Origin of the sequence: Affinirhizobium lemnae (genome assembly GCF_022968395.1) — a bacterium.
Taxonomy (GTDB): domain Bacteria; phylum Pseudomonadota; class Alphaproteobacteria; order Rhizobiales; family Rhizobiaceae; genus Neorhizobium; species Neorhizobium lemnae.
In genome coordinates, this window is the sequence record NZ_JALJQZ010000004.1 from 46,430 (window position 1) to 71,323 (window position 24,894).

Genomic DNA, 24,894 nt, shown 5'->3' on the forward strand with positions numbered 1-24,894 from the left:
TGCCCAAATGCGGCTGTGTGTGTAAACATTTATGTCAGATAACATTTCTGGAGCACTCGGGGGGAGGAGCACCATGGCATTCGATAATGTCCGCATGGCCGTCGCGACCAAAGAGACGTCACCGCGAATCATTATGGAAACTCAGGCGGATGGCTCGATTATCGTTCGCCAGGAGGGGGCTATTCCAGCCTATCCGCGCTGCATCACAGAACGCTTCATGGCCTGGGCGCAAACCCATCCCGACCAGGTCTGGATGGGTCAGCGCAACGGTACTGATGGTTGGCAAACGCTTAGCTACGCAGAGGGTCGCCGCGCGATTGAAGCCGTCGCCAGCCTTTTGGTCGAGCGTGGCATTTCAGTAGAGCGCCCGCTTCTCATCCTGTCTGGCAACTCCATTCCCCATGCCGTTATGGCGCTGGGGGCGCAGCATGCGGGCATTCCCTCAGCGGCTCTCGCGCCCGCCTATGCCCTGTCCGGGGAAGATCGCAGCAAGCTCATCTCTGTGGTGGAGCAATTGACGCCTGGCATGGTGTTTGCCGATCATGCGGAGCGATATCTTCCGGCCATCAGCGCGGTTCTCGGGCCGGATGTGCCGCTGGTCAGCCTGACGGGTGTGGCGCAGGACCGGGAAACCATCGCCTATGATGATGTCCTGAACACGGCACCGACCGCGGCCATGCAGGCGGCACATGATGCCGTCACGCCAGATACGATCGCGAAATTCCTGTTTACATCCGGCACGACCGGCAGTCCCAAGGCTGTCATCCAGACGCATGGCATGCTCTGCGCCAATCAGGCCATGATCCGCGAAGCCTATGATTTCCTGATCCATGAGCCGCCGGTCATTATTGACTGGGCACCGTGGAACCATACGGCCAGCGGCAACAAGGTCTTCAATATGGCCATCTATAATGGTGGCTCCTATTACATTGATGACGGACGCCCGACGACGGACGGCATTCACGCCACCATTCGCAATTTGCGGGAGATTGCCCCGACCTGGTATTTCAACGTGCCGGTGGGCTATCAATATCTCCTGGATGTGCTGGAGACGGATGAAACGCTTGCCCGCACCTTCTTTTCCCGCATGCGCATGATGATGTATGCGGGTGCCGGTATGAGCCAGGCCGTCTGGGATCGCCTGCAGGCTCTTGCCGAACGCCATGTGGAGGGTGGAGTGCCGCTCGTATCGGGGCTGGGAGCCACGGAAACCGGTCCATTTGCGCTCTATCATACGGACAAGAAGGAAAGGCCGGGCAATGTGGGTGTTCCGGCGCTTGGCGTCACGCTGAAGCTGGTTCCGCAGGAAGACAAGCTCGAAGCGCGGCTGAAAAGCCCTTCGATCACGCCCGGTTACTGGCGTAATGCCCCGCTCACCAGCCAGGCTTTCGATGAGGACGGCTTCTACAAACTGGGCGATGCGCTTCGGTTTGCCGTGCCGGGCGATCCCGCCGGTGGCTTCCTGTTCGATGGACGGCTGGCGGAGAACTTCAAGCTCGCCACCGGCACCTGGGTTGCGGTCGGCCAGTTGCGGAGCCGACTTGTGGATGCTCTCGGCGGGTTGATATCGGATGCCGTCATCGCCGGCGCCGAAAGGGATGACCTTCGTGCGCTTCTCGTTCCTAATTGGCCGCGCATCCGCGAACTGGCAGACGGTCTTCAATCGCTGCCGCCGGAAGAGCTTGCGGTACATCCTGTCGTCCGCTCCGCTCTGGAACAGAGGCTGAGCGCTCATGCCCAAGCGGCCACCGGCAGCGCCGCGCGCGTGGTTGCCGCCATGCTTCTCAAGGAGCCGCTGAACTTCGACAAGGGCGAGGTCACCGACAAGGGATCGGTCAACCAGCGCGCTGTCCTGCGCGAACGCGCGGATCTCGCCGAAGCGCTGTACGGAGACGATCCACGCGTCGTACATGCCATCTGGAAAGGAAAACGCTGATGGAACTTGCAAGCTCGCATATTGCCGTTACGGGCGGCGGGTCTGGTCTCGGGGAGGCAACCGCCAGGGCCCTTGCCGCTCAAGGTGCGCGTGTGACCGTCATCGACCGCAACAAGGCTGCTGCCGAACGCGTCGCGGCAGAAATTTCCGGTTACTCACTCGAGCTTGACGTCACTGATGAGGCCGTCGGGATAGCTCTTGATGGGGCGATTTCCCTCAACGGTTCTTTGCGCGGTCTCGTTAATTGCGCAGGCATTGGCGGAGCTGCCCGTATCGTTGGGCGAAACGGTGCCATGCCGCTCGGCGATTTCGAGAAGACGATCCGCGTGAACCTCATCGGAACGTTCAACATGTTGCGGCTTGCGGCAGAGCGGATGCAGGCGAACGAACCCGACGCCAAGGGAGAACGCGGCGCAATCGTCAACACCGCCTCGGTGGCGGCCTTTGACGGGCAGTTGGGGCAGGCCGCCTATGCGGCATCCAAGGGCGGCATCGTCTCTCTCGCCCTGCCCGCCGCGCGCGAGCTTTCCCGCTTTGGGATCCGTGTCAACACGGTCGCGCCGGGCCTCTTTCTCACCCCGCTTCTGGCAGAACTTCCGCCGGAAGTGCAGCAGGGTCTTGCGGCGTCCATCCCCTTCCCCGCTCGCCTTGGCGATCCTGCTGAATTTGCGGATGCAGTCATATTCGCCTTGACCAACCGGTATCTGAACGCCGAAGTGATCCGGCTTGACGGGGCGCTTCGCTTGCCCCCGAAATAGGCAGGGCAGAATTGAAGACGGAGTGTGCATGGTTCGCAAGGCGGCAGAGAAGGTGAAGGCAGAGACGCAGGAGCCGGAGACCCCCTCCGCTGATGCGCATTTGACGCGTTTCGTCGGCTATGACCTCAAGCGCCTCTTGAATCTGGTTCAGAGTGATCTGACCCGCGTTCTTGTTCCCTTCAACCTGCGGATCATTTCCTATTCCGTGCTTTCGGTCGTCGTGCGCTGTCCGGGCATCAATCAGACGCGGCTGGCGGAGGCATTGAAGCTCGAACGCTCCAATCTGGTCCAGATCGTGGACGAGCTCTCCACCCGCAGACTTCTGACGCGCAACCCGATCGAGAACAATCGTCGCAGCCATGCGCTTCTGGCGACACCCGAGGGGATGGCGCTGATCGAGGCCGTCGATCTCGAAGTGATCGCCCATGAAGAAAAGCTTTTCTCCGATCTCAGCCCGGCTGAATTGACGATGCTGCGGCAATTGCTCCTCAGGGCGCGCCAGAGCATTGAATTGCGTATGGTGGATGAGGCAGATTGAACGCCTCACACCGCGCCTGCGCACAGAAATACGAATCGATTCAGGTTGTTGAGTCGGGCCCAAGACCTCGCGATTCGGGCTCTCATACAGCGCCCAGCCGGTCTGTCATGCGCCAGAGACACAGATTCCTGTGAATCCGTTCCTTGAAAATGCCCCTGGCCGCATCTTTCCGCGCAGGGTCGCCATTTGGTGAAATAGCCAAATTCGTAAAGGAGTCAGCGGTTTAGCTGCCAGTTTCTACGGGTGGTGGGAAAATACGTTAACCATTTATCGCTTGTCACATCCCGCAAATGGCCGATACTGGCGGCAGTTTTGTAATTTGGTCCATTTTATCGCCAGAACGGTCGCAGTTCATGAACGCCTTTACGAGGTTGCCGTCTTTCGAGTTCGACGAGAAGATCCTGCTTCAGGGGGCAGAGATCTCGCGTCGTCTTGACCAGCTTCGTATGGACAAGTTTCCACCAAACGCCCGCAAGACGTTGCGCCTGTTCTCCATGGCCGAAGTGGCGCATTATCTGGGTGTCAGCCCCAACAATCTGAAGCGGCTGCATCTGGAAGGCAAGGGTCCGGTGCCGACGACCTCCACCGGCGGACGTCGCTTCTACACTGGCGAGCAGATGCGCGAACTGCGCCATTTTCTGGATCGCACCGGCAAATCCGACGCCAAGAAATATGTGCCGCACCGCAAGGACGGCGACAAGCTGCAAGTGATTGCCGTCGTCAACTTCAAGGGCGGTTCCGGCAAGACCACGACGACGGCGCATCTCGCGCAGCATCTGGCCCTCACCGGGCACCGCGTTCTGGCGATTGATCTCGACCCGCAGGCGTCACTCTCGGCGCTGCACGGGTTCCAGCCGGAGCTTGACCGCAACCCTTCGCTTTACGACGCCATACGCTACGATGATGCGCGCAAGCCCCTGTCCGAGATCATCCAGCAGACCAATTTTCCGGATCTCGACATCATTCCGGCCAATCTCGAGCTGCAGGAATACGAATACGATACGCCGCTTTCCATGCAGACCTCAGTTGAGGGCAAGCGCTTCTTCACTCGTCTCGGCAAGGCGCTTTCCGATGTGGATGACCGATACGATGTGGTCGTGCTCGATTGCCCGCCGCAGCTCGGTTACCTGACGCTGACCGCACTGACGGCCGCGACCTCTGTACTGATCACCGTTCATCCGCAGATGCTGGATCTCATGTCGATGAGCCAGTTCCTTCTAATGCTCGGAAACATCACCAAGACGATCAAACGGGCCGGCGCCAATGTGGAAATGGATTGGCTCCGCTATCTGATCACCCGCTACGAGCCTACCGATGTGCCCCAGGCCCAGATGCTGGGCTTCATGCAGTCCATGCTTGCGGAAGAGATCCTTCGCCAGCCGATGCTGAAGTCGACGGCGATCTCTGACGCTGGCCTGACCAAGCAGACGCTTTATGAAGTTGAGCGGAATAACTTCAACCGCGCGACCTACGACCGGGCCATCGAGTGCCTGGATGCCGTCAACTTCGAGATCCAGGGTCTCATCCACCGGGCATGGGGGCGTCTGTGATGCTGTTGACCGCCGTCAACTTTGCTGTTTTTCGCAAGTCTCTCCGTGGGTTAGGCAGGAGATTGCTTCATGGCGCGTAAGAACCCTTTCGCCAATGTCATGACGGAGCAGACTGACGCAAACCCGGTCGCTTTGGACTATACGGTCAAGGGCGCCTCGCGCTCGATCATCTCCACGATCGATGAACTGGCGGCGCGCGCCGACAAGCTTCTGGAAGGCGAGACTGTCGTAGACCTTGATCCGGCGACCGTCGATGTCTCCTTCGTGCAGGATCGGCTGGAGGATGACCGCAACGCCTTCGAGACGCTGAAGGCGGCAATCCGGGAGCAGGGTCAGACGAGCCCGATCCTCGTGCGGCCGCATCCATCCGATGCTGCACGCTACATGGTAGTCTTTGGGCATCGGCGATTGCGGGTGGCGAGCGAACTCGGCCGACCCGTTCGCGCTGTCGTCAAAGCCATTTCCGATCGTGATCATGTCATTGCACAGGGCCAGGAAAATTCGGCGCGCTCCGACCTCTCCTTCATCGAAAGGGCGCGCTTCGCAAAACGACTGAGCGAACTGAACTACGACGGCGACAATCTGACGGTCATGACCGCGCTCTCTATAGACAAGGCAACGCTCTCTAAAATGCTGTCGGTCGCCAGCATGCCGCAGGACATTCTGTCGGCCATCGGTGGTGCGAGATCGCCGGGTCGCGACCGCTGGTACGAACTCAAGCACCTGCTTGAGAACCCGCGCGTGCTGGAAGAGTTGCGCCGGATTCTATCGCAGACCAGCCTTGAGGGCATTGATGGCGATGCCCGCTTTGCCTTCGTCATGGATGCTTTGACCCGAAAGAAGATTGCGGGTTACCGCCCAGAGCCGAAACGCGAGATCTGGTCCGCGCGGGATCGGGCGCTCTCGGCCAATATCCGCAGTGACGGGAACAGTTACACTCTTGCCCTGAAAAGCAAGAATGCAAAGGCCAAGGATGCGGCCGGCTTCGGCGCATTCGTTGCCGAGCATCTGGACGATCTCTACGCCAAATATCGCAAACGCAACTCGTGAGGATTATCGACCGCAAAAGAAAAAGGCCCCCAAACGTTACCGTCGTGGAAGCCCTTCTCAATCTGTAGCAAGATCAGAATCGCATTTCCATGAATCGCAGTCAAGAGTCTTTGGCACCGTTTTGGTGAGCGGATTTCTTTTGCCTTTGAAAAGGTGAAGGACCATGCAGAGTGGAAATGTAACGACGCCCTTCGGGCAGCGGCGGGTGTCGCTTGCGCTCGTGAAAGGGCAACTGGACCGCGGGGGCCCTCCCCCGGCGCATTCAGTCGACAAATGGAAGGTGTTTCGCGACGTGGCCGAAGCGCGCCAGCGCCTTGGATTGCAGGATCGCGCGATTGCCGTCCTGGATGCACTCCTGACCTTCTATCCGGGCAATGAGTTGAAACCGGATGGCAGCCTCGTCGTGTTTCCATCGAACGCCCAATTGTCACTGCGGGCGCATGGGATTGCTGGCACGACACTTCGTCGGCATCTGGCCGCACTCGTCGAGGCAGGGCTGATCGACCGACGCGACAGCCCGAACGGAAAGCGCTATGCGCGCCGGTCGCAGGCTGGCGACATCGAGAACGCCTTTGGCTTCGACCTGCGGCCTCTGGTCCAGCGCGCCTCAGAATTGGCCAATCTTGCGCAGGATGTTGTCCGCGAAGCGCAGGCGTTCCGCCGTGCCAAGGAGGCCTTGACCATTTGCCGTCGCGACATTCGTAAGCTTTTGACGGCTGCGATGGAGGAAGGTGCTGACGGAGATTGGTCGCAGATCGAAGAAAGCTACATCACCATTCTTGCCCGCCTCCCCCGCGCCCCAGGCAGGCAGATCGTGGAAAACGTTCTCGATGAACTTGAGCTTTTGCGTGACGAGATCATCAACCGGCTGGAATTGCTGCTGAAAACACAAAATCCAGAGAGCAATGACAACCAAAATGGGCGTCACATACAGAATTCAAATCCAGAGTCCATCACTGAATTTGAACCTCGCTTTAGAAAAGACGAGAGCGCGGCGCAGCGACCGACACGCAATGACCGGGCGGTGCTGCAGAAAGCCTTTCCGCTTGCCATGGTGCTACGGGCCTGCCCGCAAATCGTCGATTATGGCCCAGGCGGGGCGGTTGCGAACTGGCGAGATTTGATGAGCGCCGCGGTGGTTGTCCGTTCGATGCTGGGAATAAGTCCCTCCGCCTATCAGGATGCCTGTGACGCCATGGGGCCGGAGAATGCTGCCATCACGCTTGCCTGTATGCTGGAACGATCCGGCCATATCCAATCCGCCGGTGGCTATCTGCGGGATCTGACATCCAAAACCCGGCGTGGTGAGTTTTCATTGGGGCCGGTCCTGATGGCACTTTTGCGCTCGCAAGGGGAAAGGCCCGGTGCGCATGACCTGGATGCCTCTGCCGGATGAGATGGATCGGAATCTGTCTCGACCCTATCATCGGAGAGGCTGTTGGCCTGGTGCTGAACAGCCTGTTGTCCGCGGACAACAGTGGCGGTGATGCATTGACCGGTCGTTCCGTTGTCCGCGGACAACTGTTTCGACACGATGATAGGCACTGGCACGTTGCAACGAAATCGAGCCGATGTTTGTGCATTCTTCACGAATCAGCTTTTATGTGAGTAGCGCTATTTCTGCCCAATGAAGAAAATTTGCGCTACTGGAGATCTAAAATGCTGCATCAACGAAATCCTGCGTCTACGGAACAGGAGCATCTGCCATCCATGCTCGCGGCCGATGCGCAGGAGTTGCAGCGGCAGCTGCAGCTTCATCAGGCTCGCGTCTTCCCGCCCACGTCGGCAAAGACAATCCGCCAGTTTGCGCCGGGCGAAGCAGCATCTTTCATTGGCATTGGCGAGGCCTATCTTCGCCAACTGGCAGGAGAGCTGAATGTCCCCTCCCCTCTTCCCAATGGAAGACGGCTCTACAGTGCCGATGACATGAACCTGATCCGTCGTGTCCTCGACGAGAAGAACGGCGCGCCAAAATATGTTCCCCATCGACGAGACGGGGAGCACCTTCAGGTCATCGCTGTCATGAACTTCAAGGGAGGCTCGGGCAAGACGACGACAGCCGCACATCTGGCGCAATATCTTGCTTTGTCTGGCTACCGGGTGCTGGCGGTTGATCTCGATCCACAGGCATCGTTGTCCGCCATGTATGGACACCAGCCAGAGCTCGATGTGGGTGAGGGTGAAACGCTTTACGGTGCGATCCGCTACGAAGAGCCAGTGGCAATTACCGAGATCGTGCGCTCGACTTACATTCCGAACCTGCATCTCATCCCCGGCAATCTGGAACTGATGGAGTTCGAGCACGATACGCCGCGCTTCATGGCGCAAGGGGCCAACAGCACGATGTTTTTTGCCCGGATCGGCGAGGTACTGGGCCAGATCGAGGAGCTTTACGATCTGGTTGTCATCGATTGCCCGCCACAGCTCGGCTTTCTCACCATGTCCGCCCTGTGCGCGGCGACGTCCGTGCTGATCACCATTCACCCGCAGATGCTGGATGTGATGTCAATGAGCCAGTTTCTGGCCATGACGAGCGAATTGATGGCCGTTGTGGAGCGGGCAGGGGGGCGCACAAGCTATGACTGGATGCGGTACCTTGTCACCCGTTTTGAGCCGAATGACGGCCCGCAAAGCCAGATGACGGGCTTCATGCGCGCCATTTTCGGCAATCGGATGCTCAATACGCCCATGCTGAAATCGACAGCCATTTCGGATGCGGGCGTGACCAAGCAGACGCTTTACGAGGTGGAACGAACGCAGTTTACACGTGGCACCTATGACCGCGCTATCGAAGCACTCAATGCCGTCAACGGCGAAATCGAACAACTGGTCAAGACGACCTGGGGGCGCAAATAATGGCACGCAAGAACCTGATCGAAGCCGTAGAACGCAACGCTGCTGCCACCCCCTCGACCGAGACGCCTCCGGCCCGACCGCTTGCCGGATTGGGCAGTCCGCTGAAGGCAAGTGGCGCGATAGGAGGGATCTCGAAGACGCTCGGCAGCATCAATTCCTCCGTCGAGCGCGCCAGGGAAATCGAAGCACAGCTCCTGCAGGGCGCCGCCGTCATCGAAATCGATACGGACCTTATCGACAGCTCCTTCGTGTCCGACCGTCTGGAACTTGATCCGCGGCAGCTGGACGAACTGGCAGATCAGATCCGTGAGCATGGACAACAGGTACCGGTTCTCCTTCGCCCGCATCCGACAAGGGAAGGGCGCTATCAGGTTGCCTATGGGCATCGACGGGTAGCCGCCTGTCAGAAGTTGGGCATCCGGGTTCGAGCTGTCGTGCGCAGCCTGACCGACGAACAGCTCGTCGTCAGCCAGGGACAGGAGAACAATGCGCGTGCCAATCTCTCCTATATCGAACGTGCACTGTTTGCGATGAAGCTGGAACAGCGGGATTTTTCCCGCGAAATCATCATGTCTGCGCTCGGCATCGACAAGGCGGCCTTGTCACGCATGTTGCAGGTGGCAAAGCAGGTGCCTTTCACGATCGTCTCTCTCATCGGCCCGGCACCCTCTGTTGGCCGACGTCGCTGGCTGGAACTGGTCGACCTGTTGAATGACACCGTGGCGGACGAGATCATCGAGGTGCTGAGCAGGGCAGGGGTTGCGGAAGCCGAAAGCGATGAACGGTTCGAGCTTGCCTTCCGAGCCGCCCGGCAGGGCAAGACCACGTTGCGCAAGGACAAGCCGGAGCAGAGCGTCTGGGTCGCGACTGACAAGGCTATGCGTGTCAGCTTTTCAGGGAGCGGCAAGAAGGTGGTTGTCGCGATCGAGGCAGCAGACGCGGAGCATTTCGCCGCCTTCCTCCAAGCGGATCTCGAGCGGCTTTATGCAAGTTATCGTGAGCGGGCAGGGGAGAACTGAAGTTCACCGCATACTGCGCGTTTACAGATGTCCACAGGGACTGCTGCGGCCAATCTGATCCGCAATGTCCGCTAGAATCTGGAGACCCTTCATGCCGACCAGCCATGACCTGAAAGGCCTGATGAAATTCCTTGCCCGGGAAGAATGGCGCGATTGCTTCGATGAGGTGTTTGAAGACCATTTCGGACCCGTCCTGGAGGCAGGCGAAATGGATTTCGAGGACATTGCCGAGATCCTTGGTGACAACTGGGCCATGACGCTCTGGGGCTGCGCCTTCGAGGATTTTCTGACCCAGGACTTCGAGGTCGAGGGCGGCAATATCGTCGACGAATATCTCAAACGGCGAGGCTGGAAGGAAAATGCACAAGTAAAGGCTTACATGCAGGCATTGCGCACGTCCGTCATGAGCCTTTACGAGGTCAGTGAGATCGTGCCGGGCAAATCGCTGATTGCGCGCGACCTCATTCGCGGTGGCGAGCCGATCATCGTCAGTGAGGGAACGGCCACCAAAACACTGAAGCAATGGGATCAGATCGCCGCCCGCATTGTACCTGTCTTGGGCAAGAATGTCTTTGCTGGTGGCCTTTTGCCATTCACGCCGACAGCCACCGATGCGCTGTTCGATGGCCTACGGCAGATGTTCGGCAAAAAGAATACAAAGAAGCTACCGGCCATCAAGGACAAAGAACTTCGGGCCGCAGCCTCCATGTTCACACTTTCATGGCTGTTCGATACGCTTGAGCGCGCCATGGGCCTGCCTTCGATGCAGAACGCCGATGGCGATGAACTTGTGTTCCATGACGTAAGGTTTCCTCTCGCTACCGGCGTGACCCAGAAGGCTATTGCCGCTCGGGTGAGCAATATTCCCGGCATGGCGCAGGAAAATGCAAAATTCTGGAACTGGCTCGAACAAAAGCCGAAGCATGGTGCCCGCGAGCAAACTGGACCGTCCTTTGATGCAACGATGGATAACGGTGCGCGCGTGCTGGGAAATGTCGAGTTAAAGGGAAAATTCTTGCATCTGTCGACCAACTCGGCAGAGCGCGCTCACATGGGAACCATACTGATCCAACAGGCTGTCGGGGATCTCGTGCGTGTTCCGCTGACAGAAATCCGTACTATCGAACAAATGATGGCTGAGCGGCCGCTTTGTGATGGAGAAGCCCCCGCAGATAAAATCCCGCCCGAAATTGCCGAGCAGGTTGTTCACCAGTTCATGGACCGGCAATATCGTGACACTCTTGATCAGCCGGTCGGCATGCTTGGCAATAAGACGCCGCGACAGGCCGTAAAATCAGCCGCTGGTCGCAAGAAGGTCGCCGAATGGCTCAAATATCTTGAAAATCAATCGTCCCGGCAGCCGAACCCGGCCGATCCTATGGCGACATACAGCTTTGAATGGATGTGGCATGAACTTGGGGTCATCGACCTGCGCCAATAACCACTACAGTATGTCTGTGTCCCAATTATGTACTGACGCCAAGCTGCCTCTGAAGAAAATTAAAAAATTTCCATTTCATAAACAAACCGACTTGACTGTTCGTAAAATAGAATCCCTAATCTGATTGCAAAACAGGCGTGCCTGTTTCTTAATCGGTCTCGACTATCCAGCACCGTTGACCGAAGGGAGTGAACTCGTGGCAGTAGGAAAAAAGACAGCACGTACGCAGGAAGAACGCAGCGCAGAAACGCTTGCGCGCATCCGCCAGGCGACGATTGAGGTGCTGTACAAGAAGGGATTTTCACGCACCTCGACGGTGGAAATCGCGGCGGTCGCTGGTCTGTCTCGAGGCGCGATGACACATCACTTCTCCAGCAAGGAAGATATTCTTATCGATGCGATCGCTTCCATGCTGGATGAGGTTAACGAGAAGCTGTTTGCTTTCGCCGAAGAGTTCGCGCGCCGCGGAGGATCGACGGACGAAATCGTTGATTACATCTGGCAGTTCATGTCGGACCGGCTTTTCTACGTGACCATGGAATATCTGCCGGAGACCCGCCACAACGCTGATTTCAAGGCGCGCCTCGTGCCGGTGGTCAAACGCTTCCATGCGGGCCTCGATGCCATCTGGTCTGCCCTTGCCCGTCAGAAGGGGGCACCTGAAGACCATACCCGGCTGGTGATGAATACGACCATGTGCGTGGTCCGAGGCATGATCGCCCAGACGATCCTGCGCGACGACCAAGGCTATTACGCCCAGATGCTGACTTTCTGGAAATCCGAGGTTCGACGGCTGTTTCCCTCGCCGGATAAGCCTGCGAGCGAGCCGCAATTGAATGTCACTTCTGCCAACGGAGCCCTTTCATGACACTGCTTCTGTCCGTGCGCGGGATGACACGATCCTTCTATGGCGTTCAGGTCTTGACCGGCGTCGATCTGGACATCGTGGAAGGTAGCATCACGGGGCTCATTGGCCCGAATGGCGCAGGCAAATCGACCTTATTCAATGTTCTTTCGGGTCTTTATCCGCCGGATGGCGGACGGGTCCTGCTGGCCGGGCGGGATGTGACCGGAGCTAGACCGGCACAACTCGTCAAGGCCGGAATGGTGCGCAGCTTTCAACTGGCCCGCGGCTTTCCAAAGCTCAGCGTCTTCCAGCATCTGATTCTGTACGGGCAGGCGCAACCCGGCGAAGGGTTGTGGGCCGCGATCACGGGCAGCAAGGTGGCGCGACAGCGCGAGGAAGAGCTTTCGGAAGAAGCGCTGGCGGTAGCGAGGCGCCTAAGGCTTGACCATGTCATAGACAATCCGATCACTGCTCTTTCCGGGGGGCAAAAAAAGCTCGTGGAGATCGGGCGCGCATTGATGGCGCATCCCAAACTCATCCTTCTCGATGAACCGATGGCGGGCGTGAATCCCACCCTGACGGAAGAGATTGCCGCTCATCTTCTGGCGCTCAATGCCGATGGCATCACGATCTGCCTGATCGAGCATGACATGGCATTGATCCGTCGTCTCTGCAATCCGGTGATTGTCATGGCCGAAGGCCGCAAGCTGGTCGAAGGAGGTTTTGATGAGGTTGCAGAAAACCGTGACGTTCAGGAAGCCTATCTTGGGAGGCGGCATTGACCATTCTTGATGTCGCAAAGGTCGTCGCCGGGTACGGAGCGGCTGAGGAAATCCTGAAGGAAGCCTCTATCACCGTCGATGCCGGTGAGATCGTAACGATTATCGGGCCGAACGGCGCGGGAAAATCCACCTTGCTCAAGCTGGTGGCCGGCCTGGTACCCGTCCGCCGCGGCACAGTGCAGTTTGGCGGGCGCGATGTCACCGGTCTTGATGCGCTGGGCCGTTCTGCCACCGGGATTTCCTTCGTTCCGCAGGAGCGCAATGTTTTCGGCACATTGACGGTGGCCGATAATCTTTTGATCAGCGCCTATCATGATCGCGCCAAGGCCGTCTCGCGCCGTGAGACAATGTATGAGCGCTATCCGCTCCTGGCGGAAAAGCGCAAGGCACTGGCGCGCACCCTGTCCGGCGGCCAGAGGCAGATCCTTGCCATGGCTATGGGACTAATGAGTGCGCCGAAGATGCTTTTACTTGATGAGCCGACGGCCGGGCTTTCGCCAAAAGCAGCGGATGCGCTTTTCGATGCCATAACAGCACTCAACCGCGAAGGCATGCCGATCCTGATGGTCGAGCAGCACGCCGTCGAAGCGCTGGAAATCTCGACCCGTGGCTATGTGCTTGTGACCGGCCGCAATGCGGCAAATGGCCCAGGGCCGGCTCTTGCGGCAGACCCGGAGATCCGCCCTCTGTTTCTGGGTGGCTGACGGGCTGAGAAATACATCCATACCCCACAATCATAACGACAAAGAGGAGAGCAGCATGACGACTTTGAACCTAGATCGCCGTTCCTTTCTGGCAGCTTCAGCCGCCGTTGCCGGCGCATCCTTTCTGCCTGGTTCCTTGCTTGCGCAGGATGGGCCGATCCGTATCGGCACCCTTACGCCGCTCACCGGCGCCGGTGGCCCCTATGGTCCGGTCATGGTGAAGGCCGTCAAGGCCGTCGTCGAGAAGGTCAATGCCGCCGGCGGCGTCAAAGGTCGCATGGTCGAAATCGTGTCAGAGGACGACCAGACCAACCCCGAAGCCGGAGTGCGTGCGGCCCGCAAGCTGATTGATGTCGACCGGGTCTCGGCCATCATCGGCACATGGGCTTCTTCCGTGACGACAGCTGTTGCGCCGCTATGCTGGGAATCGAAAACCTTCCTGTGCACGGTCTCCGGTGCGGATGCCATCACCCTCCTGCCGCATCAGGGCTATCTGGTTCGCACGCAGCCAAACACAGCATTGCAGGGGCGCAAGTTCGGTGAATTTGCCGTGGCTCAGGGTGGCAAGAAGGTCTTCTATTTGTCGCCGCAGACCCCATTTGCCGACAGCCAGTATGCGGCAATCGAGGCAGCGCTGACCAAGGTCGGCGGTGAAAGCCGCAAATACATCTACGACGACAAAAAGCCTTCCTACCGTTCGGAAGTGGATGAGATGCTGCGCTATGCGCCGGATACGATCGTCCTCGGCGGCTACACGCCAGATACCTCGGTGCTGCTCAAGGATATCTACCGTAGCGGCTTCACCGGAACAAAGATCGCTTTCGGATATTCCGTCAACCAGAAGCTTCTCGATACGGTGCAACCGGAACTTGCCGAAGGGATCTTTACCATTTCGCCGTCACCGGCTGCAGGCTCCGAAGCCTACAAGGCGCTGGTCTCGCTGACAGGCGTGGCCTCGCCGGATCCGTACACAACGCAGATCTACGATCACATCAATCTGGTGCTTCTGGCAATAGCGGCTGCAGGGCAGGCCTCCGGCGAGGCGATCAGGAGCAAAATCCGTGCCGTCTCCCAGTCACCTGACGGCGTCAAGGTCGACAATGCCGTAGACGGCTTGAAGCTCATTGCGGAAGGACGCCCAATCAACTACGATGGTGCGAGCGGCCCCTGTGACTTCACCGATATCGGCGACATCATCGATTGCCAGTTCCGCTATGATCAGGTGCGGGCCGGCAAGCTCACCCTCGTGAAGATCGCCTGACGATGCTGGTCAATCTGGCCCAGAACCTGCTCAACGGTCTGATGACGGGTATGCTGATCGCAATCCCCGCCATCGGCTTCTCCGCCATCTACGCAGTGCTGCGATATCCGAACTTCGCCATTGCCGCCTATGCGACAATCGGCGCCTTTGCCGGGTGGTGGCTGAATTCCACCTTCGGCCTTGGCATCGTCTGGATCATTCTCATCGCATTCTGCGTGTCCGGGGTGGTGGGGGTTGCCGCCGAGCAGGTGACGCTTGCCCGCCTGCGGCCTGCCGGAGTGCTGACGGTCGCGATTGCCTCCATCGCGCTCAACCTGATGCTGGAAAATGCCGTACGTTTCCTGTTCGGCAATGATCTGCGCGGTTTCGATCTCGCCATTCAACCGGATTGGCGCATCCTGGCGCTGCGGATCGGGCCGCAGCAGGTGCAGAACATGCTCCTGTCTCTCGCCATCATGGCGGCGGTTTTTCTCTTCCTGCGTTATTCGCCCTTCGGCAAGGCGATGCGCGCCGTGGCTGACAATTCAGACCTCGCGCGCCTGAAGGGCATCAATCCGACACGGATTGCAGTGGCCACCATTTTCATGGGTGCAGGGCTTGCCGGCGTCGGCGGTGTTCTGCTTGGGCTCGATACCTCCATCGATCCGATGACGGGCGCGCGTATTCTTCTGTCAATATTTGCCGCAGCTGTTCTTGGCGGGCTTGGCTCCATTCCGGGTGCAGTTGTTGGTGCTCTTCTGATCGGTATGGCCGAAGAAGTGTCGCTGCTCGCCTTTCCGGCAACCTACAAGACCGCAATCGGCTTTGTCGCCATCCTGCTGATTCTGACGCTTCGGCCCCGCGGCCTCCTTGGCGAAAGGGCTTTGTGATGCTGTCCTATCTGCTCTTCACGCTCACCATCGGCGGCATCTATGCCATGCTGGCGCTCAGCCTCAACCTGATCTGGGGCGGGGTCGGAATGGTCAATCTGGGACTCGCGGGCTTCTTTGCCGTGGGTGCCTATGCCACGGCCATCGTGACCGGCGCTGGTGCGCCCGTTATCGTCGGGCTGGGCTCGGCCCTCCTTGCCGGCGTCATTGTCGGTCTCCTCGTCACCTATGGCACGTTGCGGCTGCGCGGCGACTATCTGGCGATCGTGACGCTTGGACTGGCGGAGGTGATCCGCCTGATTGCCTTGAATGAACGCTGGCTGACACATGGCGCTGACGGTATGTCCGGCATTGTCGCGCCTTTGCGCAGCATGGTCGGTTCCCAGGCTTTCAACCTAGGCTACCTGGTCTTTGTCAGCACTGTCGTCATCCTGCTGTGGCTATTGCTGCGGCGTCTCGACCATTCCCCGTTCGGTCGGGCCATCAAGGCAGTGCGGGAGGATCAGGAGCTAGCGGCTTTCGCCGGAAAACCGGTGCTGCGGCTGAAGTTGCAGACTTTCGCGGTTTCGGCTGCCGTGGCCAGCTTGGCCGGTGCGCTTTACAGCCACTTCCAGTCCTACATCTCGCCGGATCATTTTCAGCCGCTTATCACCATCTATATCTTTCTGGCTGTTTCTGCCGGCGGCGTGGGCCGACCAGCGGGCGCCGTGATCGGCGCCTATGCGGTGGTCGCTTTTCTTGAGGGCACCCGCTTCGTGGCCGAACTGCTGCCAGGGGTCGATCCGCTCCAGGCCGCCGCCTTGCGTGAAATGCTGGTCGGAGCGGCTCTTCTTCTGGTCCTTCATCTACGCCCGCAAGGCCTTCTGCCAGAGCGCATCCAACCTGCACGGAAAACCTAACCATGATGACGAATGATGCCATACTGGCGCTGTTGCGCGAGCCGGACCAGCCCGCGTGCCTCTATCAGGCGCTGGAAGCAGAAACCCAAAGGCGCATCGGACATCGGCTTTTCACGCTTCTTTACGTCGATGGCGATGCGGTTGCCCGTGTCTATTCGAGCAAACCGGACGAGTATCCGGTATTGGGCCGTAAACATATGGGTAAAACACCTTGGGGCGACCTGGTGCTCCATGGCCGGGAGATCTTCCTCGGGGTGGATGACGAAGCTATTCGCTGGGCGTTCTTCGATCACGAACAGATCGCCCGCATGGGCCTTGGCTGTGTCATCAACATCCCGGTGATTTACGATGGCCAGACGATCGGCACAATGAATCTTCTGGACGTCGCGCATCGCTACACAAAGGAGCATGTCGCGCAGATTGCCGCTCTCGCGCCGCTACTGATCCCTGCCTATCTCACAGCCCGCCTCGCGGGTCGCTTATCCTGATATCCTGGAGTTTTTCTATTGTCGTCTTATCTCTTTATCAATGCTCGCATCGTTGACGGTACGAGCCTCGAGCCATCCGAACCGGTCAGTGTTCTGGTCGAAGGCAACCGTATTCGCGAGGTTGGCTCCAACGTGGCCAGTGCGGCGGCTGAAGTCATCGATCTTTCGGGAAAGACCCTGATGCCCGGCCTGATCGATGCCCATGTCCACGTCATCGCCAGCATGGCGGATCTGGGGCAGAACGCCATGCTGCCGGACGCACTCGTGACTATTCGCGCTTTCAAACTGATGGGCGAAATGCTGATGCGCGGCTTCACGACGGTGCGGGACCTGGGTGGCGCCACTCATGCGCTGGTGGTTGCAACGGAGGAAGGCTTCTTTCCCGTGCCGCGTCTTGTCGTGTGCGGCAAGGCGCTCAGCCAGACCGGCGGGCACTGTGATTTCCGTGGTCCCTTCAATGACCGCCCGGTGCAGCAGACAGGTCATGCGCTCGGTGCTCTTGGCCGGGTCTGCGATGGTGTGCCGGATGTACGGCGCGCTGCACGCGAAGAAATCAAGAGTGGAGCCCGCTTCCTCAAGATCATGGCCAATGGGGGTGTCTCTTCGCCCACCGATCCAATTCACTATCTCGGCTTTGCGCGCGAGGAAATCACGGCGGTCGTCGAAGAGGCGCAAAATGCCGGAACCTACGTTGCGGCCCATCTCTATACCGACGAAGCCATCCGGCGCGCTGTGGAATGCGGCGTTCTTTCGTTGGAACATTGCAATCTCATCCAGTCCGAGACGGCATCCTTTGCCGCATCCAGGGGTGCCATCGCGGTGCCCACGCTTGTTACCTATGACAAGCTGTCCAGCGAAGGTGCTGCCATGGGACTGCCGGCGAGATCGGTGGCCAAGGTCGACAATGTCCGGCTGTCCGGTATGGAATCGCTCGACATCATGAGGGCTGCTGGCCTGCCAATGGCCTATGGCAGCGATTTGCTCGGCGGCATGCACAGGCATCAATCGGAAGAATTCGTAATCCGCGGCCGGGTGCTTCCTGCCCATGAAGTGATCGCCTCGGCCACGGTCGTGGCAGCGCGTCTGCTGCGCATGGAAGGAGAAATCGGCACAGTCGCTCCGGCAGCGTTTGCCGATCTCATCGTGGTCGATGGCAACCCGCTGTCCGACCTTTCGCTGCTGACCGGCCAAGGCCAACACATGCCGATCATCATGAAGGACGGCGCGTTCATCAAGCGGACCGCGCTCGGCTGACAAGGTGCCGGGGGCGGTAAAGGAGCCGCCCCCGTTGAAAGGGGAACGAGAGCAAAGCTCCGGTAAAAAGAAAGAGAGAGGAACTGAAACCATGAAACTGACACGTCGCCAAACACTGGCAAGCCTTGGGCTTGCCGCAGGGGCCGGACTTTTGCCGCGCCTTGCGTTGTCGCAGGATGCGGGCATCTTCCGCATCGGCGCCCTCAACCCGGTCACGGGTGCTGGCGGTCCTTACGGCACCGGCATGCAGAAAATGATCCTTGCCGCGGCCGAGATGGTGAATGCCGCTGGTGGAGCCGGCGGGCGCAAATTCGAGGTCTTTGCCGAGGATACGCAGACCCAGCCGCAGGCCGCTGTTCTCGCTGCCAAGAAACTGATCGATGTCAACAAGGTTCAGGCCATTCTCGGAACCTGGTCTTCCGGCGTGTCCCTGGCGGTCATCCCCCTGACCAACGAGGCGGGAATCCCGCTTTTCCATTGCTCGGGTGCGCCCGCACTTTCGGTTGCGCCCGCCAACGGGAAAAAGCTCGGCTATCGCTTTCAGGCCACCAATGACCGATTTGGCCGCGCCTTTGCCGAAATTGCCAAGAAAGAAGGCTTTAAGCGTCCCGCCACCATGGCCTTCAACAATGCGTCGGGGATCGGCAATACGGAAGGCTTCACCCGTGCCTGGACTGCCATGGGCGGCGAGGTCGTCGCATCGGTCGTCTACGAGCCAGCCCAGCCCAGCTATCGCGCCGAACTGCAAAAGATCCTCGACGCCAAGCCGGATGTGATCGTAACTGGTTCCTATCTCGCCGATACGACAATCATCCTGCGCGAATGGTTTCAGACCGGCGAGGAAATCAAATGGATCATTCCGGCCTGGGCCGCCAATTCAGAACTCGTCAAGGCTCTTGGCCCCGATGTTGTGGAAGGGATAATTTCGGTCGACAGCATTTCCAATGAAGGCTCACCTGCCTTCGCCGCCTATGATGCCGCCTACCAGAAGGCGATCGGCAAGTCCGGGCTTGGCAATGTCTATGCCGCCATGGCCTGGGACATGGTGATCGTGCTCGCCCTTGCCATGGAAGCTGCCGGCCCTGGTGCCGATGTGGCGGCTATCAATGCCAAGATGCGGGAAGTGGCCAATCCGGATGGTACGAAGGTTTCAAATTTTGCCGAGGGAAAGGCAGCGTTGAAGAACGGAAAAATCAATTATGAGGGCGCTTCCTCGATCCTCGATTTCGATGAATTCGGCGACGTGACCCCGGATTTTGCCGCCTCGTTCATCCGTAAAGGCGAAATCAAGCGCGAATATCAGGTCAAGCTCTGAAATCAGCATGGCGGTGTGCAAGTCGGCGGCTTAGAGCGGAGTTCCATCTTTGCTCACCCGTCCGCCTGACTGTTGCCCAGGATGCAGGGGGGCGGATCCACTATCGCCGCATGTGCTGGACTGCGCAATCTGCCGAGCGGTAACTGGTCAGGATTGCAATCTGGACTGGTCACCGTCCCGATTTTACCCAGATGGAACCCCTTTACTATCATGACCAGTTTTGTGGAACTTCTTCTTTCCGGCATTACCTCCGGCCTCATCATCGGCCTGGCGGGACTATCGGTCACGCTGGTGTTCGGTATTGCCCGGTTTTCCAATGCGGCGACCGGCGACACCATGACGCTCGGCGCCTATGGCGCGCTGATGGGTACAAGCCTCACCGGCTCACTGCTTGCGGGAGGGCTGATCGGTCTTGTCGCTGGTGCATTGAGCGCCATTCTCGCCTATCTGCTTGTCTTCCGGCCATTGCAAAATCGCTCGCCCATCTCGTCTCTTCTGGCCTCCATCGGTGTTGCGTTCTTCATCCGTGCAGTGCTTGGCCTTGTCTTCGGCCATGACCAGATGGTCTTCCAGATGGATCTCGTGCGTCCCTTCCGTCTGCTCGGCGTGCGCATCCAGCCCAATGACCTCAAATTTGCCGGCGTGGCGATCCTGACGCTGGCGCTGGTGTTTGTCGTGCTGCATCTTACGCCGATCGGCAGGCGCATGCGTGCTGTGGCGGACAATCCGCTGCTTGCGCGCGTGTCGGGCATTGCGCCGCGTGCGGTCATGTTCACGCTGTGGGCAATTGCCGGAGCAGTGGCTGCCGTTGCGGGCATTCTCCTCGGCATGAAGACGGTGGTTTCGCCGGAGAGCGGCTGGGACATGCTGCTACCGGCTTTCGCTGCCGCCGTGCTGGGTGGGATCGGGCACCCGGTGGGAGCGGTGCTTGCCGGGGTCATCATCGGTGTTGCCCAGGAGCTTGCGACGCCCTTTGTCGGCTTTACCTACAAGATCGCGATCTCGTTCCTGGTTCTTCTGCTGGTCCTTCTGGTGCGCCCGCGTGGACTGTTCGGCAAGATTGAGGGAGTGCGCTGAATGGACGCCTATCTGATTGCCATTGGAACGATTGCAGGCATCTATCTGCTTCTGGCGCTTGGCTTGAACCTGCAATTCGGACTAACCGGGCTCATCAATTTCGGTCATGTCGGTTTTTTCTGCGTCGGTGCCTACACCTCGGCCATCCTCTCGACCAAGGGTGTGCCTATTCCCCTGTCACTTGCGGCAGCCGCTGCCCTTGCCATGCTGGCCGCCTGGCCGCTCGGCATCATCAGCATCCGGTTGCGTGAGGATTACTTTGCCATTGTCACCCTCGGCTTTTCCGAGGTGGTACGTCTGGTGGTGACGTCGGAGGGCTGGCTGACCAATGGCGTACAGGGCATTGCCGGCATTCCACGCATTTTTCGCGCCGGTGGTGGCGAGGCGCAGGCCGTGCTGATGCTTGGGCTGACCCTGGCTTTCTGTCTCATTTCGATTGTGGCCATGATGCGCATTGTCCGCTCGCCCTTCGGCCGCATGATTGAGGCCATCCGCGACAATGAGGAGGCGGTTCGCTCGCTCGGCAAGGAACCGGCCCGCTTCAAGATGCAGGTGCTGCTGCTCGGCTCCATGCTGGCCGGTATTTCTGGCGCACTCTACGCCCATTACATCGGCTACATTTCGCCGGATCAGTTCATTCCCTTCGTGACCTTCCAGGTATGGATGGCCATCATCATGGGCGGCGTCGGGCGCATTTCCGGCACTATTGCCGGCGTGCTCATTCTGATGTTCTTCCTGGAGGGCTCGCGCTTCTTGAGAGATGTCGCGCCCTTCATCCCGGAGGTATCGATGGCCAGCATCCGTCTCGGCGTGATCGGTCTCGCTCTCATTCTGTTCACGATCTACCGCCCACAGGGCCTGATGGGGGATTTTACGAAGCGATGATCCTGAATATCAACGATGTTTCGAAGGCCTATAGTGGTCTTGTGGTGGTCGACAAGGTTTCAATTCGCCTCGATGACGGCGAGATGATCGGCGTCATCGGTCCGAACGGTGCCGGCAAGTCCACGCTGTTTTCGCTGGTCACGGGCTTTCTGGAGGCCAATGATGGCGATGTGGTTCTCGATGGACGCTCGATTGGCCGTCAGTCGGCCGCCGAAAGGGCGCGGCACGGCATGGTGCGCACCTTCCAGGTGCCCCGGGAATTTGCCAATATGACCGTGCGGGAAAACCTGATGGCGGCGGCACCCCGCCAAAGCGGGGAAAACCTCATCAACGCCTTCTTCCGACCGCGGCTTGTTGCTGCACAGGAGAAGGAGATCGGCGCCCGCGTCGATGAGACCATCGCCTTTCTGAAACTTGAGAGGGTGGCGGATAGTCTGGCTGGCCAGCTCTCCGGCGGGCAGAAGAAACTGCTCGAACTCGGACGGGCCCTGATGACCGGCGCGCGGGTGATCCTGCTGGATGAGCCCTTTGCGGGCGTCAATCCCGTTCTGATCGAGGAGTTGTCGTCCAAGATCCGGGAACTGAATGCGCGCGGTATCGGCTTCCTGATCATTGAACATGATCTTGGCGCACTGTCACGGCTGGTGAGCAAGCTCTATGTCATGGATCGCGGCAGGTTGATTGCCTCCGGTACACCCCAGGAGGTGCTGGCCGATCCGCTCGTGCGGGAAGCCTATATCGGCGGAGGACTTGCCTGATGCTGGTGATTGAAAATCTGGTCGGCGGCTATGGTGAGACCGATATCCTCACCGGGATCGATCTGACCCTGGCCGCTGGCGAAATCCTGACGGTGGCGGGAACCAATGGGGCCGGCAAATCCACGCTGGCAAAGGCAGTTGTCGGCCTTCTACCGCGCATGTCCGGGCGTATCCTGCTCGACAAACAGGATATTACCCGTGTGCCGGTCGAGCAGCGGGCGCTCAAAGGTATCGGCTATGTGCCGCAGGTGGCCAATGTGTTCGGGTCACTGACGATTACCGAGAACCTTGAAGTGGTTGAGGGCGTGAAAAACACGCGGGCACGTATAGCCGAATTGTTCGAGCTGTTTCCGGCGATTGCGGAGCGCCGCCGCGCCCGCGCCTCGAGCCTGTCCGGCGGCGAGCGCCAGCAATTGGCCTTTGCGCGCGCCCTGATGACGCGCCCCGGCGTGATTGTTCTGGACGAGCCGACGGCCGCACTGTCGCCCATCATGGCCGATGAGAGCTTCCGCCGGATCGGAGAGCTTGCCCGAACCGGCACTGCGGTCCTGCTGATCGAACAGCGGGCAAGGCAGGCACTGGCCATCTCGCATCGCGGCGCCATCATGGACGCCGGCAAGGTTGCGCTTTCCGGCCCGGCGCAGACCCTGCTGGTAGATGAGCGTGCGGCCCAACTCTATCTCGGCGTGGCGCATGCCAGCTGATACAGTCATGGAGACTTATATCGAGCAACCGAGATGTGAGCTTTCAGGGCTAAATGGAATCTTTCTGCCGTGCTCGGTTTCAGTCAGGATCAAGGCTTTTGTCGCAGGGCTTGGCCGTATGCTGAGGCTACGACACGCGCCCCTGTCCTTGTGGATCGAACCGGTTGGGTTCAATAGAATTGATCCACTCGCTCGATCTCCGCGCTAAAGCTCCATAGAACGTGCACGGAAGGCTACTTTGCCGTAACGCGTCCGATCACAAGTCTTGCGATACCCGTCTATATCACCAGAAATCGCCTGGCAGCGAGTGAGCTGGGTGGATCATTCTCCATGGCAGGGGCAAGAGCGGCGCCGTATCGAGCGACGGCTTCGCAGTTTCGCAGTACAGAACTGCTCCTGGCCGAACACCAATCTGAGCGTCGGCATCGAGACCTGGGCGGAACGAACATCACATCTCTGATCCGGGCAGCATTTAAAATCACGTTTCCCAAATCGACGTTTTCAAGAAAATTCCGCGTTTGATAAATACACTAAATTGATAGAATGTAAAAACAAAGGAGAGTTCATGCCTGTCTTGTCCATATCCGGGAGGGTCACGAAATTCTCGCGAACCGCTAATCGCGTGACCTTCATTGCGGATGAAATCGAGCATCAGATCGGTCAGTCCGTCGAACGGAGCGGCATGTCTACTCACCCTTATCTATAGCAATTGCCTAGTTCCTGGAGGATCCGAAATGTCGATTATTGAACGTGACGCCCTGAAGTTCGCCTATTGGGTGCCGAATGTCTCCGGCGGCCTGGTCATCTCGAACATTGAACAGCGTACGAGCTGGACGATCGACTACAATCGCAAGCTGGCCCAGATCGCCGAGGCGAGCGGCTTCGACTATGCGCTCAGCCAGATCCGCTTTACGGCCGGCTATGGCGCGGAATTCCAGCACGAGTCGGTCTCGTTCAGCCATGCGCTGCTCGAATCCACGTCCACGCTGAAGGTCATCGCCGCCATTCTGCCGGGCCCTTGGAACCCGGCGCTTGCGGCAAAGCAGATTGCCACCATCAACCACCTGACCGGCGGCCGCATCGCGGTGAATGTTGTCTCGGGCTGGTTCAAGGGCGAGTTCCACGCGATCGGCGAGCACTGGCTTGATCATGACGAACGCTATCGTCGCTCAGAAGAATTCATCCGTGCACTGCGTGGGATCTGGACTGAGGACAGCTTCACGTTCCGCGGTGATTTCTATCGCTTCCAGGACTACAGCCTGAAGCCGAAGCCGATCGATCCGCAGCCGGAAATCTTCCAGGGTGGATCCTCGCGCGCAGCTCGCGATATGGCGGCTCGTGTTTCCGATTGGTACTTCACCAATGGCAATACACCGGCGGAAATCGGCAAGCAGGTCGACGACATCCGCCGCAAGGCAGCCGAGAACGGCCACAAGGTTCGGGTTGGCGTGAACGCTTTCGCGATCGTTCGCGAGACGGAGGAAGAGGCCAAGGCTGTGCTGGCCGAAATCATCGAAAAGGCAAACCCGGACGCGGTCAATGCCTTCGGTCACGAGGTGAAAAATGCCGGCAAGGCGTCGCCGGAAGGCGAGGGCAACTGGGCAAAGTCCAGCTTCGATGATCTGGTCCAGTACAATGATGGCTTCCGCTCCAACCTGATCGGCACGCCGCAGCAGGTGGCCGAACGCGTCGTGGCGCTGAAGAGGGCTGGTGCGGATCTCATCCTGCTCGGCTTCCTGCACTTCCAGGAAGAGGTCGAGTACTTTGGCAGACACGTCATTCCGCTGGTGCGGGAACTCGAGGCGGCCGAGGCTGCCCAGAAGGTCGCTGCCGAATAAGCCACCGCGCCTGGCGGGCAGGAGCTGGAGAACAGGCGAGCTTGCCACTCGCCTGAACACCCTTC

Annotated in this window: 23 protein-coding genes; all 23 read left to right on the top strand. The window is 59.1% G+C overall.

All coding sequences use genetic code 11. The features are described 5' to 3' along the window. Positions 1 to 73: 73 nt before the first annotated feature. The 23 genes from MUU53_RS03920 (at position 74) to sfnG (ending at position 24,829) form a co-directional block, all read left to right on the top strand. Positions 74 to 1,936: a feruloyl-CoA synthase gene (locus MUU53_RS03920; RefSeq protein WP_247259704.1), complete on the top strand. Its 1,863-nt coding sequence runs from the start codon at positions 74 to 76 to the stop codon at positions 1,934 to 1,936. Next, a complete protein-coding gene (locus tag MUU53_RS03925; protein ID WP_247259705.1) occupies positions 1,936 to 2,694 on the top strand; it encodes an SDR family NAD(P)-dependent oxidoreductase in 759 nt (252 codons plus the stop codon). The genes MUU53_RS03920 and MUU53_RS03925 overlap by 1 nt, the downstream gene beginning before the upstream one ends. 28 nt (positions 2,695 to 2,722) lie before the next feature. Beyond that, the gene (locus tag MUU53_RS03930; RefSeq protein WP_247259706.1) at positions 2,723 to 3,232 is read left to right on the top strand and encodes a MarR family winged helix-turn-helix transcriptional regulator; all 510 of its coding nucleotides are present in this window, start codon (positions 2,723 to 2,725) and stop codon (positions 3,230 to 3,232) included. Between the two features lie 353 nt (positions 3,233 to 3,585). Further along, entirely contained in the window at positions 3,586 to 4,782 is a 1,197-nt protein-coding gene (gene repA / locus MUU53_RS03935; protein WP_247259707.1) for a plasmid partitioning protein RepA, read from the top strand. A gap of 69 nt (positions 4,783 to 4,851) precedes the next feature. Continuing rightward, positions 4,852 to 5,832 carry a plasmid partitioning protein RepB gene (gene repB / locus MUU53_RS03940; protein WP_247259708.1) on the top strand — a complete coding sequence of 327 codons (981 nt, stop codon included), beginning with the start codon at positions 4,852 to 4,854 and terminating at the stop codon, positions 5,830 to 5,832. 163 nt (positions 5,833 to 5,995) lie between these two features. After that, complete coding sequence (gene repC, locus MUU53_RS03945) at positions 5,996 to 7,228, top strand: plasmid replication protein RepC (RefSeq protein WP_247259709.1); 1,233 nt, start codon at positions 5,996 to 5,998, stop codon at positions 7,226 to 7,228. Between the two features lie 263 nt (positions 7,229 to 7,491). Beyond that, positions 7,492 to 8,688, top strand: coding sequence for a plasmid partitioning protein RepA (repA, locus tag MUU53_RS03950; RefSeq protein WP_247259710.1), 1,197 nt, complete (start codon positions 7,492 to 7,494; stop codon positions 8,686 to 8,688). Beyond that, positions 8,688 to 9,707, top strand: coding sequence for a plasmid partitioning protein RepB (gene repB, locus MUU53_RS03955; RefSeq protein WP_247259711.1), 1,020 nt, complete (start codon positions 8,688 to 8,690; stop codon positions 9,705 to 9,707). The genes repA (MUU53_RS03950) and repB (MUU53_RS03955) overlap by 1 nt, the downstream gene beginning before the upstream one ends. 91 nt (positions 9,708 to 9,798) lie before the next feature. Beyond that, a complete protein-coding gene (locus tag MUU53_RS03960; RefSeq protein ID WP_247259712.1) occupies positions 9,799 to 11,148 on the top strand; it encodes a DUF7986 domain-containing protein in 1,350 nt (449 codons plus the stop codon). Between the two features lie 196 nt (positions 11,149 to 11,344). After that, the gene (locus MUU53_RS03965) at positions 11,345 to 12,016 is read left to right on the top strand and encodes a TetR/AcrR family transcriptional regulator (protein ID WP_247259713.1); all 672 of its coding nucleotides are present in this window, start codon (positions 11,345 to 11,347) and stop codon (positions 12,014 to 12,016) included. Continuing rightward, positions 12,013 to 12,777, top strand: a complete 765-nt coding sequence (locus tag MUU53_RS03970) for an ABC transporter ATP-binding protein (protein WP_247259714.1) — start codon at positions 12,013 to 12,015, stop codon at positions 12,775 to 12,777. Before MUU53_RS03965 ends, MUU53_RS03970 begins: the two co-directional genes overlap by 4 nt. Next, a complete protein-coding gene (locus tag MUU53_RS03975) occupies positions 12,774 to 13,481 on the top strand; it encodes an ABC transporter ATP-binding protein (protein WP_247259715.1) in 708 nt (235 codons plus the stop codon). Before MUU53_RS03970 ends, MUU53_RS03975 begins: the two co-directional genes overlap by 4 nt. Positions 13,482 to 13,536: 55 nt before the next feature. Continuing rightward, positions 13,537 to 14,742, top strand: a complete 1,206-nt coding sequence (locus tag MUU53_RS03980; protein WP_247259716.1) for an ABC transporter substrate-binding protein — start codon at positions 13,537 to 13,539, stop codon at positions 14,740 to 14,742. A gap of 2 nt (positions 14,743 to 14,744) precedes the next feature. Beyond that, entirely contained in the window at positions 14,745 to 15,611 is an 867-nt protein-coding gene (locus MUU53_RS03985) for a branched-chain amino acid ABC transporter permease (protein ID WP_247259717.1), read from the top strand. Continuing rightward, complete coding sequence (locus tag MUU53_RS03990) at positions 15,611 to 16,510, top strand: branched-chain amino acid ABC transporter permease (RefSeq protein WP_247259718.1); 900 nt, start codon at positions 15,611 to 15,613, stop codon at positions 16,508 to 16,510. Before MUU53_RS03985 ends, MUU53_RS03990 begins: the two co-directional genes overlap by 1 nt. 2 nt (positions 16,511 to 16,512) lie before the next feature. Further along, on the top strand, positions 16,513 to 16,998 hold the full coding sequence (locus MUU53_RS03995) for a GAF domain-containing protein (protein ID WP_247259719.1): 486 nt from the start codon (positions 16,513 to 16,515) through the stop codon (positions 16,996 to 16,998). An 18-nt stretch (positions 16,999 to 17,016) separates the two neighbouring features. Further along, complete coding sequence (locus MUU53_RS04000; RefSeq protein WP_247259720.1) at positions 17,017 to 18,252, top strand: metal-dependent hydrolase family protein; 1,236 nt, start codon at positions 17,017 to 17,019, stop codon at positions 18,250 to 18,252. A 91-nt stretch (positions 18,253 to 18,343) separates the two neighbouring features. Next, positions 18,344 to 19,567 carry an ABC transporter substrate-binding protein gene (locus MUU53_RS04005; protein WP_247259721.1) on the top strand — a complete coding sequence of 408 codons (1,224 nt, stop codon included), beginning with the start codon at positions 18,344 to 18,346 and terminating at the stop codon, positions 19,565 to 19,567. A 210-nt stretch (positions 19,568 to 19,777) separates the two neighbouring features. Then, entirely contained in the window at positions 19,778 to 20,644 is an 867-nt protein-coding gene (locus MUU53_RS04010; protein WP_247259722.1) for a branched-chain amino acid ABC transporter permease, read from the top strand. Further along, the gene (locus MUU53_RS04015; RefSeq protein ID WP_247259723.1) at positions 20,645 to 21,529 is read left to right on the top strand and encodes a branched-chain amino acid ABC transporter permease; all 885 of its coding nucleotides are present in this window, start codon (positions 20,645 to 20,647) and stop codon (positions 21,527 to 21,529) included. It begins immediately after the preceding gene. Beyond that, complete coding sequence (locus MUU53_RS04020; protein WP_247259724.1) at positions 21,526 to 22,287, top strand: ABC transporter ATP-binding protein; 762 nt, start codon at positions 21,526 to 21,528, stop codon at positions 22,285 to 22,287. Before MUU53_RS04015 ends, MUU53_RS04020 begins: the two co-directional genes overlap by 4 nt. Next, positions 22,287 to 22,991 carry an ABC transporter ATP-binding protein gene (locus tag MUU53_RS04025; protein ID WP_247259725.1) on the top strand — a complete coding sequence of 235 codons (705 nt, stop codon included), beginning with the start codon at positions 22,287 to 22,289 and terminating at the stop codon, positions 22,989 to 22,991. The genes MUU53_RS04020 and MUU53_RS04025 overlap by 1 nt, the downstream gene beginning before the upstream one ends. A gap of 734 nt (positions 22,992 to 23,725) precedes the next feature. After that, positions 23,726 to 24,829: a dimethylsulfone monooxygenase SfnG gene (gene sfnG / locus MUU53_RS04030; protein WP_247259726.1), complete on the top strand. Its 1,104-nt coding sequence runs from the start codon at positions 23,726 to 23,728 to the stop codon at positions 24,827 to 24,829. The last annotated feature ends 65 nt before the right edge of the window (positions 24,830 to 24,894 follow it).

Excerpts from the sequence above, each read along its gene's own strand:
- repC (WP_247259709.1), top strand. The coding sequence starts at position 5,996 with ATGCAGAGTGGAAATGTAACGACGCCCTTCGGGCAGCGGCGGGTGTCG.
- MUU53_RS04010 (WP_247259722.1), top strand. The coding sequence starts at position 19,778 with ATGACCAGTTTTGTGGAACTTCTTCTTTCCGGCATTACCTCCGGCCTC.
- MUU53_RS03970 (WP_247259714.1), top strand. The coding sequence starts at position 12,013 with ATGACACTGCTTCTGTCCGTGCGCGGGATGACACGATCCTTCTATGGC.
- MUU53_RS03960 (WP_247259712.1), top strand. The coding sequence starts at position 9,799 with ATGCCGACCAGCCATGACCTGAAAGGCCTGATGAAATTCCTTGCCCGG.
- MUU53_RS04020 (WP_247259724.1), top strand. The coding sequence starts at position 21,526 with ATGATCCTGAATATCAACGATGTTTCGAAGGCCTATAGTGGTCTTGTG.
- MUU53_RS03925 (WP_247259705.1), top strand. The coding sequence starts at position 1,936 with ATGGAACTTGCAAGCTCGCATATTGCCGTTACGGGCGGCGGGTCTGGT.
- MUU53_RS03920 (WP_247259704.1), top strand. The coding sequence starts at position 74 with ATGGCATTCGATAATGTCCGCATGGCCGTCGCGACCAAAGAGACGTCA.
- MUU53_RS03930 (WP_247259706.1), top strand. The coding sequence starts at position 2,723 with ATGGTTCGCAAGGCGGCAGAGAAGGTGAAGGCAGAGACGCAGGAGCCG.
- MUU53_RS03980 (WP_247259716.1), top strand. The coding sequence starts at position 13,537 with ATGACGACTTTGAACCTAGATCGCCGTTCCTTTCTGGCAGCTTCAGCC.
- MUU53_RS03985 (WP_247259717.1), top strand. The coding sequence starts at position 14,745 with ATGCTGGTCAATCTGGCCCAGAACCTGCTCAACGGTCTGATGACGGGT.
- repA (WP_247259710.1), top strand. The coding sequence starts at position 7,492 with ATGCTGCATCAACGAAATCCTGCGTCTACGGAACAGGAGCATCTGCCA.
- repB (WP_247259708.1), top strand. The coding sequence starts at position 4,852 with ATGGCGCGTAAGAACCCTTTCGCCAATGTCATGACGGAGCAGACTGAC.
- MUU53_RS03995 (WP_247259719.1), top strand. The coding sequence starts at position 16,513 with ATGATGACGAATGATGCCATACTGGCGCTGTTGCGCGAGCCGGACCAG.
- MUU53_RS04025 (WP_247259725.1), top strand. The coding sequence starts at position 22,287 with ATGCTGGTGATTGAAAATCTGGTCGGCGGCTATGGTGAGACCGATATC.
- MUU53_RS04005 (WP_247259721.1), top strand. The coding sequence starts at position 18,344 with ATGAAACTGACACGTCGCCAAACACTGGCAAGCCTTGGGCTTGCCGCA.
- MUU53_RS04015 (WP_247259723.1), top strand. The coding sequence starts at position 20,645 with ATGGACGCCTATCTGATTGCCATTGGAACGATTGCAGGCATCTATCTG.
- MUU53_RS03990 (WP_247259718.1), top strand. The coding sequence starts at position 15,611 with ATGCTGTCCTATCTGCTCTTCACGCTCACCATCGGCGGCATCTATGCC.
- repA (WP_247259707.1), top strand. The coding sequence starts at position 3,586 with ATGAACGCCTTTACGAGGTTGCCGTCTTTCGAGTTCGACGAGAAGATC.
- repB (WP_247259711.1), top strand. The coding sequence starts at position 8,688 with ATGGCACGCAAGAACCTGATCGAAGCCGTAGAACGCAACGCTGCTGCC.
- sfnG (WP_247259726.1), top strand. The coding sequence starts at position 23,726 with ATGTCGATTATTGAACGTGACGCCCTGAAGTTCGCCTATTGGGTGCCG.